This window comes from Altericroceibacterium spongiae (assembly GCF_003610805.1).
GTDB classification, from domain to species: Bacteria; Pseudomonadota; Alphaproteobacteria; order Sphingomonadales; family Sphingomonadaceae; genus Altericroceibacterium; species Altericroceibacterium spongiae.
Map to the genome: position 1 here is coordinate 68,000 of NZ_RAPF01000009.1, position 13,246 is coordinate 81,245.

10 protein-coding genes and 2 tRNA genes are annotated in these 13,246 nt (G+C 51.0%); 11 read left to right on the top strand and 1 reads right to left on the bottom strand.

Features of this window, described 5'->3' with window-relative positions:
- Positions 1-49 precede the first annotated feature (49 nt).
- From ilvB to leuA, 5 genes are all read left to right on the top strand, one after another.
- Complete coding sequence (gene ilvB, locus D6851_RS14700; RefSeq protein ID WP_120325660.1) at positions 50-1,792, top strand: biosynthetic-type acetolactate synthase large subunit; 1,743 nt, start codon at positions 50-52, stop codon at positions 1,790-1,792.
- 15 nt (positions 1,793-1,807) lie between these two features.
- On the top strand, positions 1,808-2,323 hold the full coding sequence (gene ilvN / locus D6851_RS14705; protein WP_120325689.1) for an acetolactate synthase small subunit: 516 nt from the start codon (positions 1,808-1,810) through the stop codon (positions 2,321-2,323).
- A gap of 124 nt (positions 2,324-2,447) precedes the next feature.
- Complete coding sequence (ilvC, locus tag D6851_RS14710; RefSeq protein ID WP_120325661.1) at positions 2,448-3,467, top strand: ketol-acid reductoisomerase; 1,020 nt, start codon at positions 2,448-2,450, stop codon at positions 3,465-3,467.
- Between the two features lie 126 nt (positions 3,468-3,593).
- Positions 3,594-4,241 (top strand): YceI family protein, encoded by a 648-nt coding sequence (locus D6851_RS14715; RefSeq protein WP_238474127.1) that lies wholly within the window; start codon positions 3,594-3,596, stop codon positions 4,239-4,241.
- 272 nt (positions 4,242-4,513) lie between these two features.
- Complete coding sequence (gene leuA / locus D6851_RS14720) at positions 4,514-6,193, top strand: 2-isopropylmalate synthase (RefSeq protein WP_120325663.1); 1,680 nt, start codon at positions 4,514-4,516, stop codon at positions 6,191-6,193.
- A gap of 53 nt (positions 6,194-6,246) precedes the next feature.
- On the opposite strand, the gene D6851_RS17580 is transcribed toward leuA, so the two are convergent.
- Positions 6,247-7,080 (bottom strand): hypothetical protein, encoded by an 834-nt coding sequence (locus tag D6851_RS17580; RefSeq protein WP_147395495.1) that lies wholly within the window; start codon positions 7,078-7,080, stop codon positions 6,247-6,249.
- A gap of 207 nt (positions 7,081-7,287) precedes the next feature.
- Here D6851_RS17580 and recJ point away from each other — a divergent pair, with 207 nt between their 5' ends.
- The 6 genes from recJ (at position 7,288) to D6851_RS14755 (ending at position 13,243) form a co-directional block, all read left to right on the top strand.
- On the top strand, positions 7,288-9,069 hold the full coding sequence (recJ, locus tag D6851_RS14730) for a single-stranded-DNA-specific exonuclease RecJ (protein ID WP_120325665.1): 1,782 nt from the start codon (positions 7,288-7,290) through the stop codon (positions 9,067-9,069).
- Between the two features lie 70 nt (positions 9,070-9,139).
- Positions 9,140-9,215: transfer RNA gene (locus D6851_RS14735), tRNA-Glu, on the top strand.
- A gap of 27 nt (positions 9,216-9,242) precedes the next feature.
- Positions 9,243-9,318: transfer RNA gene (locus tag D6851_RS14740), tRNA-Glu, on the top strand.
- 315 nt (positions 9,319-9,633) lie between these two features.
- The gene (locus D6851_RS14745) at positions 9,634-10,314 is read left to right on the top strand and encodes a TetR/AcrR family transcriptional regulator (protein ID WP_120325666.1); all 681 of its coding nucleotides are present in this window, start codon (positions 9,634-9,636) and stop codon (positions 10,312-10,314) included.
- A gap of 346 nt (positions 10,315-10,660) precedes the next feature.
- Positions 10,661-11,383: an acetoacetyl-CoA reductase gene (gene phbB / locus D6851_RS14750; protein ID WP_120325667.1), complete on the top strand. Its 723-nt coding sequence runs from the start codon at positions 10,661-10,663 to the stop codon at positions 11,381-11,383.
- Between the two features lie 75 nt (positions 11,384-11,458).
- Positions 11,459-13,243: a PHA/PHB synthase family protein gene (locus tag D6851_RS14755; RefSeq protein WP_476561128.1), complete on the top strand. Its 1,785-nt coding sequence runs from the start codon at positions 11,459-11,461 to the stop codon at positions 13,241-13,243.
- Positions 13,244-13,246: the final 3 nt, after the last annotated feature.

Consider the following 13,246-nt stretch of genomic DNA (forward strand, 5'->3'; position numbering starts at 1 on the left):
GTTTTTTGGACCGGGAATATTGTGAAGTTATACGTGGAAGGATTGTAACGTGAGCGAAGAACGCAGCGGAGCTGCGATATTGGTCGAAAGCCTGGTTCGCCAGGATGTTGAGTTCGTTTTCGGTTATCCCGGCGGCGCCGTACTACCGATCTACGATGAGTTGTTCGACAACAAGAAGCTACGTCACATCCTTGTACGGCACGAAGCAGGTGCGGCGCATGCGGCGGAAGGCTATGCCCGTTCAACAGGTAAACCAGGCGTTGTTCTGGTAACTTCGGGCCCCGGAGCAACCAATGCCATTACAGGTATTGCCGATGCATTCATGGATTCGATTCCCATGGTCGTCATCACAGGGCAGGTTGCCACCAATCTGATTGGCAGTGATGCCTTTCAGGAAGCCGATACGGTCGGCCTTACCCGCCACTGCACAAAGCACAATTACCTCGTAAAAGACCCGGACAATCTTGCGGCCACGATCGAGGAAGCTTTCGAAATCGCGACTAGCGGACGGCCGGGGCCCGTTGTCATTGACATTCCGAAGAATGTTCAGGTGGCAACCGCCACTTTACATGACAATCCGGTATCGCGGCCGAAACGCTATTATCCGCAGATGATTGCTGCACCAAACGATATTGCTGAAGCGATCGACATGATTGCTAATGCCAAATCTCCCGTTTTTTATACCGGTGGCGGAGTTATAAATTCGGGTCCACGTGCAACAGAATTACTGCGTCAGTTTCAAAAACTGACAGGCGCTCCTGTTACATCCACGCTCATGGGGCTTGGAGCTTTCCCATCCGACGATCCCGACTGGCTCGGCATGTTGGGAATGCATGGCACATATGAAGCCAATATGGCGATGAATCAGGCGGACGTTCTGGTGAATATCGGTGCGCGTTTTGATGACCGTGTAACCGGCCGGCTTGATGCTTTCGCGCCCTATTCGCAAAAAATCCACATCGACATTGATCGTAGTTCAATCAACAAGATCGTGCCGGTCGATCTGGGCATCGTCGGTGATTGCGCGACTGTTCTCGAACAACTCATCAGCGCATGGGGCGACCGAAAATCCGCGGATTTGTCAGGTTGGAAAGCACAGATTGATGAATGGAAAGAGCGTAAGAGTCTTTCCTACCCACATCGCAGGGATGTGATTATGCCACAATTCGCAGTTGAACGACTGTTTGAATTGACGCGAAAACGCAGTCCTATCATTACCACAGAAGTTGGTCAGCATCAGATGTGGGCGGCTCAGTATTTTGGGTTCTATGGACCAAACCGCTGGCTCACCTCCGGCGGCCTTGGCACAATGGGCTACGGATTGCCTGCTGCTATCGGTGCACAGCTTGGTAATCCTGACGATCTGGTTATCGACATTGCCGGTGAAGCTTCAATCCAAATGAACATTCAGGAGCTTGGTACCGCGAGCCAGTTTCGCTTACCCGTCAAAGTGTTTATTCTTAACAATGAATATATGGGGATGGTTCGCCAGTGGCAGGAACTGACCTATGAGAGCCGTTATTCCAATTCTTATTCAGACAGCCTCCCCGATTTTGTGAAGCTGGCCGAAGCTTACGGCTGGAAAGGCATCCGCATTCACGATCATTCCGAACTGGATGCCGGTATTGAAGCGATGATGGCACACAATGGCCCGGTGATCGTGGATTGCCACGTAGCCAAGGACGCCAATTGCTTTCCAATGATTCCATCAGGCGCAGCGCATACGGAAATGCTGCTTTATGGAGATCAGGTAGCCGGCACAATGGAAGACGAAGCCAAAGCGCTGGTCTGAGGGCAGGGGGAAATGATGAAAATACAACATCGCGCGACCGAACGTCATGTCCTCACTTTGCTGGTGGATAATGAAGCCGGGATTCTGGCCCGCATCGCTGGCATGTTCACTGCTCGCGGCTATAATATTGATAGTCTAACGGTGGCCGACATCACTGAAGACCATGCAGTGAGCCGAATTACCATCGTCACCAACGGCCCACCGCCTGTGATCGACCAGATCATGGCACAGCTCGAACGCCTTGTACCAGTCCACAAGGTTATCGACCTGTGCGATGAGGGGCCATTTGTCGAGCGGGAACTGGCTCTGGTCAAAGTGGCAGGTAAAGGCGAAAACCGTGTCGAGGCACTTCGACTTGCCGATGTGTTTCGCGCCAAAGTAGTCGATTCGACTACATCAAGCTTCATTTTCGAGATAACTGGAGCACCGGAAAAAGTGGACCGCTTCGTGGCACTCATGCGTGAACTTGGGCTGGTGGAGGTTGGCCGGACAGGTGTAGTTGGCATGATGCGCGGACCTGAAGGGGTCTGATCCGCCAGTCAGCAAAGCTTTGCGCCTCATAATATTCCAAGATAAGCGCCTGACGACGCGCGCACATGCAAATCAGAATATCCGACACAGAGCCCCGGGTAAGGGCACAAGGAAGGAAAGAAACGTGAAAGTCTATTACGACGCCGATTGCGACCTTAACCTGATCATTGACAAAAAGATCGCAATTGTCGGTTACGGCAGCCAGGGCCATGCACATGCACAGAACCTCCGGGATAGTGGCGTGAAAGATGTGGCCATCGCTCTTCGTGAAGGCTCTGCCACAGCCAAAAAAGCTGAAGCCGCCGGCTTCAAGGTCATGACTAATAGTGAAGCGGCCGGCTGGGCCGACATTCTCATGATCCTGGCCCCGGACGAATATCAGGCTGCCATCTGGAACAACGACCTCAAAGGTAAAATGAAACCAGGTGCAGCGCTTGCCTTTGCGCATGGTCTCAACGTTCATTTCGGCCTGATCGAGCCAAGCGATGAAATCGATGTCATCATGATTGCACCGAAAGGACCCGGTCATACGGTGCGTAGCGAATATGTACGAGGCGGCGGTGTGCCATGCCTGATTGCTATACAGCAGGATGCATCGGGCAACGCGCATGATGTTGCCCTCGCCTACGCGTCGGGCGTCGGCGGCGGCCGTTCGGGTATTATCGAAACCAATTTCAGAGAAGAGTGTGAAACCGACCTATTCGGCGAACAAGCTGTCCTGTGTGGTGGCATTAGCCACCTCATCATGGCAGGTTTCGAAACGCTGGTCGAAGCAGGTTATGCACCGGAAATGGCCTATTTTGAATGCCTGCACGAAACCAAGCTGATCGTTGACCTTCTCTATGAAGGCGGCATTGCCAATATGCGCTATTCGATTTCCAACACTGCTGAATATGGAGACTATCATACTGGTCCGCGCGTAGTCACAGATGAAACGAAAGCAGAAATGAAGCGTGTCTTGGAAGACATTCAGGCTGGCCGTTTTGTACAGCGCTTCATGCTCGACAATGCAGTAGGCAATCCAGAAATGAAGGCTGCTCGCAAACGCCAGGCTGAGCATCCTATCGAAAAGACCGGCGCCCAGCTACGTGCTATGATGCCTTGGATCACCGCTAATAAATTAGTAGACAGGGAAAAGAACTAAGCGCGATGCGCGGAACACGGATATAACAAAAAGGGGGGGGCTGCGGGATCATCTGCCCCCCTTTGCATCGATGTATTGCCTGCCTCCTGGCAACGGCTTACAACCGCGCAAAACAGGAGGTTATCATTGCCTAAATTCATGATCGCTCTCGCCGCCACTGCAAGCCTCGCAACCTTATCATATGGTGCTTTACAGGCACAGGATTCCCCACCGCTCGCTACAGCCATCGACGCCAGCACCGTACAGGCAGGCACTTATGTGTCAGACCCGAGTCACACACTTGTAGGTTGGCGCGTCAATCACTTCAATTTCAACGATTATTTTGGCATCTTTGGTGATATCGAGGGCTCGCTCACACTCTATCCGTCCAATATTTCAGCCACAAAACTCGATGTAACTATTCCGATTGCTTCGGTTACCGTGGCGAGCACCGGTTTACATGATCACCTGCTACGCGCTGGAGAGGATGGCAAAAAACCGGATTTTTTTGGTCCTGCCCCTGCCCCTGCTCACTTCGTTTCAACCGCTGTACAAAAAACTGGGGCCACGACAGCTAATATCACAGGCAACCTCACACTTAATGGCAAGACACGTCCTGTAACGATTGCCGCCGAACTCACTGGTGCGGGCGTTAATGCTATGAGCAAAGCGGAAACAATCGGCTTCGAAGGTCGCGCCCAAATCAAGCGTAGTGAATTCGGTGTAGATGCTTTTGTCCCCATGGTATCAGACGAAGTCGTGCTCGACATTACCGCCGCATTCGAAAAGCAATAGTCTACGCTATTTTACTAAGAAAAACGCAGGTCAGTCGCGTCGCTGACATGCGTTTTTCCATGGGAAAAGCTAGACAAATATCATCACGATACCCATAGAACATTCATGGCTCGCCGCGAACTACTATCGCTGCTTCGACTTACGTGCCCTTAGGCGCGTCACCTGCCTATGCGTACAGCTCAGGCACCCGCCTAAGGGCACATTTGTAATTTAGTCGAAAATTCTTACCGCGCCCACTTGTAGCGCGGATGTAAAGCGATAAGGCAATTCTCATGACTATGCTCAAAGATCCGAGCCGGAAATACCGATCTTTTCCTCAGATTAACCTGCCTGACAGGCAATGGCCGTCTCGGACCATAACGCATGCCCCGCGTTGGCTTTCAACGGATCTGCGTGACGGCAACCAGTCGATCATCGATCCGATGGATGCAGTAAAGAAAAACCGTTTTTTTGACCTGTTGGTTGAAACCGGATTTAAGGAAATCGAAGTCGGCTTTCCCAGCGCCGGGGCAACTGAGTTCGATTTTATCCGCTCATTGGTCGATCATGATCGTGTGCCGGAAGATGTGCTGATCCAGGTACTCACTCAATCAAGACAAGATCTGATTTCGAAGAGTTTTGATAGCCTCGACGGAATACATGCAGCGATCATACACCTTTATAACGCCGTTTCACCTGCCTGGCGTGAAATCGTATTTCGCATGAGCCAGACAGAAGTAAAGGAAATTGCAGTTAAAGGGGCAAAAGTACTGCGCGATGAGGCAGACAAACGCCCCAACACAGACTGGCAATTCGAATATTCTCCGGAAACCTTCTCAACTGCTGAATTGGATTTCTCGATAGAAGTCTGCGAAGCAGTAATGGATATTCTTCAACCAACTCCCGAAAAGCCTCTGATTCTCAATCTGCCGGCCACAGTCGAGGCAGCGACCCCCAATATATACGCCGATCAGATCGAATATTTTTGCCGTAACCTGCCCAATCGTGAAAGTGCAGTCATCTCTCTGCATACCCATAATGATCGCGGGACCGGTGTTGCAGCAGCCGAACTGGGTTTAATGGCGGGAGCTGACCGGATCGAAGGATGCCTGTTCGGTAATGGTGAAAGAACGGGCAATTGCTGCCTCGTGACTGTGGCTCTTAATATGTACACTCAAGGCATCGATCCAGGTCTCGATTTTTCTGATATTGACAAAATCATTGAGACTGTCGAATTCTGTAATCAGATTCCAGTACATGAACGCCATCCTTACGGCGGCGAATTTGTCTTCACAGCTTTTTCCGGCAGTCATCAGGACGCCATCAAGAAGGGTTTCGAAGCTCAGGAACAACGCAACGATGAATATTGGCGCGTTCCCTATCTGCCAATTGACCCAGCAGATCTGGGCCGCAATTATGAAGCCGTCATTCGCGTCAATTCGCAAAGCGGCAAAGGCGGCTTTGCTTGGGTGCTAGAGCAAAATCAAGGGCTGAAACTGCCCAAGAAACTGCAAGCTGATTTCTCCAAACATGTACAGCGCGTGGCGGATGAAATGAGTCGCGAGCTCAATAATGAGGATATATGGCAGGTTTTTCGGGAAACCTACTTCGTAAAAGTCGACAAGCGTCGTTTCCGGCTAGTTGATTATGATGAAGGCCGTGCGGCAGATGGTACACGCGTTTTCTCTGGTACGATTGAAGTCGATGGACAGGCCCAGCGCGTTAGTGGACGAGGTAAAGGATTGATCGGTTCAGTCTTGTCAACAATTCGCGATACATTTGGCGTCGAGTTGGAAGTTACAGATTATTCCGAACACGCTCTGACCCAAGGCACCGATGCCATGGCAGCAACTTATCTCGAATGTCGCTTGCCGTCTGGTCACACGATATGGGGTGTCGGAATCGACGGAGATGTGGCAACCGCCAGTGTTCGCGCTATTCTTAGCGCTGCAAACAGCGCGGTACGTGGTTAAGCCTGACGACAGCTAACGTGCGGGAGAGAGAATGCCCCCCTCTCCCGCCCTATTCATAAAAGCGTTGGCGGTATCCAGCGAGCGAGACGAGAAAAGGCTCTCGATTCGATGAAATGGTCGTTCGACTGAGGTTGGACTGCTTTAAGCCCGAAAGAACGTTTTGTCGCTTCGGCATACACCCGAATAAAACGCCCATTTGAAGACGGCTCCGCTCGCAAATATCCTGAAAGAGGGCTTTTGAAGCGCATCGGCTTAGTTAGTGGGCCGTTATGAGCGAAGTATTGAGCCAGATGAAGAGCCAGTTCGCTATTACCTCGCTTTGGCTCAACCAGTTCAGGTTCAATCCGCACTTCCTGTCCCGCAAAAAGCCACAATCCTTCGGTCTGAATACCTCCATCCGCCATTGGGGCAGCCGAGATAAGCTCTTGACCGAGAAAGTCCTTGCCCCTCTCCCAACTCTCTATCGACCGTTGAAATATGTCTGGCAGACACAAGCTGCGGGCGGGATGCCACTGAACAGCCTCCACTCCAGGCAAATGCGTAAAATCAGAGAGTAATTTTGCAAAAGTAAGATTGATCGAAGACCAAAGCCGACTTTGCTTCGCTTCAAAGGGCATAGAAAGACTCAACGTTTCGACGTCAGAAAAGCGAAACTCAGAAAATTTGTCAGGCATCCGTAAAGGACGTGGAACGATCGCCATATTCCCTGGCCTAATTCCGGTTAGCTCCAGAAAAAGCCCTGGTAACACAAAGGAAATCTTATTGCTGGCAGTGAGATGACACTCATCCACTTCATTCTTCTCAGAAAATAGGTTCCGCACAGTGTTAAAATCCGGTCGAAGACCTTTCCCAAAATATAAAGATCCCCGGATTTCTTTACTATGCATATTCCTAGTAAACATAATGAAAATGTACTTCCGCTACATATTTTGCCTTCTTGCTACCCGAAAGGACAAATATTTTCTTCATTATGACCTTGTTCTAAAAACACCATTCTTTGAATTTAGCAAGACGTCTGACGAGCCATATTAACCAAAGAGTAAGTATGGAGAGATGCCTTTTCCGCTCTCATCAACTGGTCTAGACGGCAGGAGATGGCGATAAAAACTGCAATATTCGGCGTAGAACAGTCCCTTTCAGGCAATGCTTGGCATTGGCGGGGAGGCAATATGGAGTTGAAGGAAGGTGCAATCGGGCTTGAGGACGATATCGTCACCCAGTTGTTACTTGCGCGAGGTGTTTCACGCGATGATTTGCTTCGACATCGCAATCCGAATCTACGCAGCTTTCTCCCCGATCCTTCGATTTTCAACGACATGGATAGTGCAGCCAAACGGATTGCCCAGTCTATTATCAATCGTGAAAAGGTCACGATTTATGGTGATTATGATGTAGATGGTGCGACCAGTTCGGCTTTACTAATTCGCCTGTTTCGTATGTTAGGTCATGATGCTGGCTACTATATTCCTGATCGACTGCTGGAAGGCTATGGGCCGAGTGGAAAGGCGCTGGTCGAACTTGGGCAAGAAGGTTCGAGTCTCATCATAACGGTCGATTGCGGCGCGATGGCTTATGACGCGCTTGCTGCCGCCCGCGCTGCCGGTGTAGATGTGATCGTAGTAGATCATCACAAATGCGCTCCCGAATTGCCGGATGCGCTTGCTCTGGTAAATCCAAACCGACTCGATGAATCCGATCTGGCCGCTTCATTTGGCCATCTTGCTGCGGTGGGTGTAGCCTTTCTACTCGCCGTAGCCGTAACACGATGCTTGCGAGCACTTAACTATTTCACCGAGCATCGTGAACCCGATCTCTTCTCGTTACTTGATCTGGTGGCACTGGGCACTGTTGCAGATGTCGCCGCGATTCGTGGCCTCAATCGCGCTTTCGTTGCGCAGGGACTGAAAGTCATGACCCGCCGCGCCAATATCGGAATATCAGCCCTTATCGACGCAAGTCGCATAAACCGCGCACCGACATGTAGCGATTGCGGCTTCGCTTTGGGACCACGAATCAACGCGGGAGGTCGTGTAGGAGAATCGACACTTGGTGTGCGCCTTCTGACAACAGAAGATCCTGATGAAGCCCACGCCATTGCAACGCAGCTTTCTGAACTAAATGAGGAACGCAGAGCCATTGAAGCTGCGGTTCAGGAAGCTGCAGAACAGCAGATCAACAACCAACATAATCGATCTGTGCTCGTGTTAAAGGGCCAAGGCTGGCACCCCGGCGTAATTGGCATCGTCGCGGGTCGTATCAAAGAAAAAACAGGAAAGCCTACTCTGATCATTGCACTTGACGAGAAGTACGGACAAGGCAAAGGATCCGGCCGCTCTATTGCAGGAGTAGATCTCGGGGCTGCTATTATTGCGGCACGTGAAGCAGATCTTCTGGTTGCAGGCGGTGGTCATGCTATGGCGGCAGGCCTCACAATTAAAGCAGATCGCCTTGACACTTTTGCTCAATGGCTTGACGATCTGCTTGCTGGCCCTGTTTCACGGGCATTGGACGCAAAGACCATGCTGCTCGACATCGCGATCGCGCCGGGAGGTTTACAACCCGATCTCGTGGAAACGTTGGACAGTGCCGGCCCGTTTGGCGTCGGCTGGCCCGGACCACGCGTGGTTGTGGGGCCTGTTTCACTCGCAAAGGCTGACATTGTCGGCGCTAATCATTTGCGGCTGATTGCGCGAGGCAAAGATGGCACGTCATTTAAAGCAATCGCCTTTAGGGCGGCTGATAGCGATATGGGTCAAGCGCTGCTACATGGCACACAAGGGCGGCAATTATGGCTCGCCGGGCGTGTTAAAATAGACGACTGGGCAAGCCGTCCACAAGCTGAACTACACCTCGAGGATGCTGCTTGGGCAAATTAATTACAGCTTCTTACGGTGAGGGGTTGACCGACGGAAAAGACCCCCCTAAGTGCGCCTCTCGCACCGCGACGGCCCCTTCGTCTAGCGGTCTAGGACGCGGCCCTTTCACGGCTGAAACACGGGTTCGATTCCCGTAGGGGTCACCATGGTGCGATATTATAGTGCCTATTGTTGGCCCCTTCGTCTAGCGGTCTAGGACGCGGCCCTTTCACGGCTGAAACACGGGTTCGATTCCCGTAGGGGTCACCATAGCAGCCTTATGCATGAGGGTACTATAGCCTATAGCAGATCCGCACATATCACTAATCGAAATAACCACATACATGTGGCGCGCTCGCGGTCATTGGTACGCCGCTTTGAGCTTCTTCAACTATTCATCGCGCTCCACTGAACACATAGCTTCTTCCATAGCCCATATGCCTGCAAAGATTGCCACAATCTCCTGTTTTGGCTAAATTAAGACTAAGGCCCCATAGAGAGAGGGCAATCGCAGAACAGTTCTTCGGAGATAGCCCCCCCCGGACTACATACTGATCTGCCCCGGGATCGCTCTGGAGAAATGCAATGAACGCCTCGCCTCGTCACCGCAATGGCACACGTCTGCCCCCACGCAGCCCAAAGGGGGGTCGGCCAACACAGGAAATTGCTGCGAGGTTACGCACACATATTCTCGATGTTGCGCTAGAACGCTTCATTGCTCATGGCCCGGAAATGGCAAGCATGAACGGCATTGCCGCTGCTGCCAATGTTTCCAAACGCACCCTATATTCCCGTTTCCAGTCCAAAATCGGCCTACTAATGGCCGCTATCGAACATGGTATCGAACATCAGCTGGACGATGTCACTACACATATCCCTGAAGGTTCAATACGAAAGCAGATTCTTTATCTAGCCTCAGGAACACTTGACACCTCGCTGCAGCCCCGACTGATTGGCCTGCAATCTCTGATAGGCTGGCTGATAGCTCAAAATCAGGGTCATGAAGACAGAATCGGCCCTGGGACCCTTGTCCGCATGGGACAGGAACCGTTCGTTACCCTGCTCCACTCTGCTTCCGAGTTGCAAGATCGAGACGATGAAGACATTCATTTTCTCGCTGCATTTCTTTTTGACGCGCTTGTCACAGCCCCGCGTCGACGCATTTTGGAACGTCACGACCTCGCCAACACTCCGGAAGCAAAATCAGATTTTCAACACAAGACTTTGAATCTAATTGCAGAAAGTTTCGATTTTTTATCCCATTAAAGTGCGCATGCGCAGATCAACAATCGATACTGTAAGCCGCTGAGCATATATATTGTGCAACGCATCTATTAATTATGTTGCACCGCATTCACTTCCTTGCGTTACAAAACTACCAGGTGTAGTTTTTTTTGAACGGAAGAGCTGGCTTACCTTTACTTTCCTAAAAGGATCAGCGCGGCAGGCAAGGAGCGACTGTGTTCGACTTGCAAAATAACAATGTGTCATCGCCCCTGCCATTTAAGGGTGTTCATCGGAGTATGGCTTCTAAACCTAACTTCATCTGCACGGCGCCTCCCCCTTTCATTTGCCAGTTCAAATCTCTTCATCAGATAGCAAGGACCAGCTTATGTCTCATATAGCTCTCATCACTGGCGGTGTGACTGGAATTGGCGCTGCAACAGCCAAACTACTTCAATCCTCCGGTTACACAGCCATAGCCAATTATTACGGCAATCAGGAGGATGCAAAAACCTTTCACGAGGAAACCGGGATCCCTGTTTATGAATGGAATGTAGGCAACTTCGAAGAATGTCAGGACGGCGCTGCAAAGATCGCAGCAGAACATGGGCCAATCGAAATTTTGGTCAATAATGCCGGAATTACACGCGATGGAACGTTGCACAAAATGACGGAAGAGCAATGGCGTAGTGTTATCGATATCGATCTGGGCGGCTGTTTCAACATGTGCCGCGCCGTGATTGAAAGCATGCGGGAAAAACGCTTTGGGCGTATCGTTAATATCAGTTCGGTAAACGGGCTTTCCGGCCAGTTTGGTCAGACTAATTATTCAGCAGCGAAGGCGGGTGTGATAGGCTTCACGAAAGCACTGGCACTTGAAGGCGCGAGACGGAATATCACTGCAAATGCCATTGCGCCGGGTTATACTCATACCACCATGGTCGATGCTGTACCTGAGGAAGCCATGGACGATATTCTGGCCAATGTGCCGGTCGGAAGGCTCGGCGAGCCTGAAGAAATCGCTCGATGCGTATTATTCTTGGTCGAAGACGATGCCGGTTTTGTAACCGGGAGCACTTTGTCGGTTAATGGCGGGAAATATATGGCCTGAGACCCCACCGCTTTTCCTAATTCACATAAGAATGGCCGGACGGATACCCCTCAAAAGACAAGCCATCAACACAGAATGGCATTCGGCCAGACATGCAGGAGTTGGTTCATGGACCAAGAGACTAACGCAATCGATCCGCTGGATGGTGTAGCTGAAACAATCGACCGTGCAACTTCAGCTATGATAGCTCAATTCACCAAAGGCCTGTCACCAGCAACAGTGGCATATGCCTTTTCTGACTGGGCACTTCATCTGGCATTGTCTCCTGGCAAACAGATGCAATTGGGGCAAAAGGCCTTACGCAAGCAAACACGAATGATCGACTACATGATGCGCTGCTGTGCCCAGCAGGATGCTGATCCGGCAATCGATCCATTACCTCAAGACAAGCGTTTCAACGATCCGGCATGGAAGGAACAACCCTTCAACTGGATTGCTCAGGCGTTTCTGCTCAATCAGCAATGGTGGGATGCCGCTACAACCGGTGTGAAAGGGGTTAATCACCACCATGAGGATATGGTGGAATTCACCACTCGGCAGATACTCGACATGCTCGCGCCGACCAACTTTCTTGCTACCAATCCCGTACTTCAACAAAAGATCGTCGAAACAAAGGGGCAGTGTCTGATAGACGGGTTCCAGCACTTGATTGAGGATATGCAACGTAATCTCCGCGGCGAACCTCCGATGGGTGCCGAGAAATTCAAACCTGGTGACACAGTGGCCACCGCAAAGGGCAAGATAGTCTATCGCAACAGACTCATCGAACTAATCCAGTACGAACCTACTACGGAAAAAGTTCGCCCCGAACCGGTGCTGATCGTCCCAGCCTGGATCATGAAATACTATATTCTCGATCTTTCACCGCATAACTCACTTGTAAAATGGCTGACCGATCAGGGTTTCACTGTTTTCATGATTTCCTGGCATAATCCGGATGCGGATGATCGCGATCTCAGCATGGAAAGCTATCGTTTGTTGGGACCGATGGCCGCCATTGATGCCGTGACAAAAATCACTGGTTCTTCCAAATTACATGCGATGGGCTATTGCCTTGGCGGCACACTGCTCTCGATCACGGCCGCTACCATGGCGAGAGACCATGATGATCGGCTCGCTAGCATTACCTTACTTGCAGCGCAGACGGAATTCAGTGAGCCAGGTGAACTTGGCTTGTTTATCGATGAAGGTCAGCTCAACATGTTGGAAAGCATGATGTGGAGCCAAGGTTATCTGGATAGCAGCCAGATGGGCGGTGCATTTCAAATGCTGCGATCCAACGATCTCATCTGGAGCCATGTGCTCAATACCTATATGATGGGTGAACGCGATCCGATGTTCGACCTGATGGCATGGAATGCAGATGGCACGCGAATGCCTTATGCAATGCATAGTCAGTATCTGCGACGTCTATTCCTGGAAGACCAACTCGCCGAAGGTAAATATGAAGTCGAAGGACGTGAAATCACACTGTCCTCTATCCACCAACCGATTTTTGTTGTCTCGACTGAGCGAGACCACGTCGCACCATGGCATTCCGTGCATAAAATTCATTTGCTGACAGGAACAGAACTGACTTTCGTTCTGACATCAGGAGGCCACAATGCCGGGATTGTGTCAGAGCCGGGACATAAACATCGCAGCTTCCATATCCTTACCCGCCAGCCAGATGGCCCTTCCTATGGTGCAGATGAATGGGTCTCTCACGCCAAATATCAGGAGGGCTCATGGTGGATAGAATGGGGCAAATGGCTCGAAAACCGTTCAGGCACTCCCGTTGCCCCACCAAGTATGGGCGCGCCGGATAAAGGATATCCGCCGCTGCATGACGCCCCCGGTTACTATGTTTTGGAGCACTGAGCT

Coding starts and splice junctions, on each gene's coding strand:
- ilvN (WP_120325689.1), top strand. CDS start 1,808: ATGAAAATACAACATCGCGCGACCGAACGTCATGTCCTCACTTTGCTG.
- leuA (WP_120325663.1), top strand. CDS start 4,514: ATGACTATGCTCAAAGATCCGAGCCGGAAATACCGATCTTTTCCTCAG.
- D6851_RS17580 (WP_147395495.1), bottom strand. CDS start 7,080: ATGCATAGTAAAGAAATCCGGGGATCTTTATATTTTGGGAAAGGTCTT.
- recJ (WP_120325665.1), top strand. CDS start 7,288: ATGGCGATAAAAACTGCAATATTCGGCGTAGAACAGTCCCTTTCAGGC.
- D6851_RS14745 (WP_120325666.1), top strand. CDS start 9,634: ATGAACGCCTCGCCTCGTCACCGCAATGGCACACGTCTGCCCCCACGC.
- phbB (WP_120325667.1), top strand. CDS start 10,661: ATGTCTCATATAGCTCTCATCACTGGCGGTGTGACTGGAATTGGCGCT.
- D6851_RS14755 (WP_476561128.1), top strand. CDS start 11,459: ATGGCATTCGGCCAGACATGCAGGAGTTGGTTCATGGACCAAGAGACT.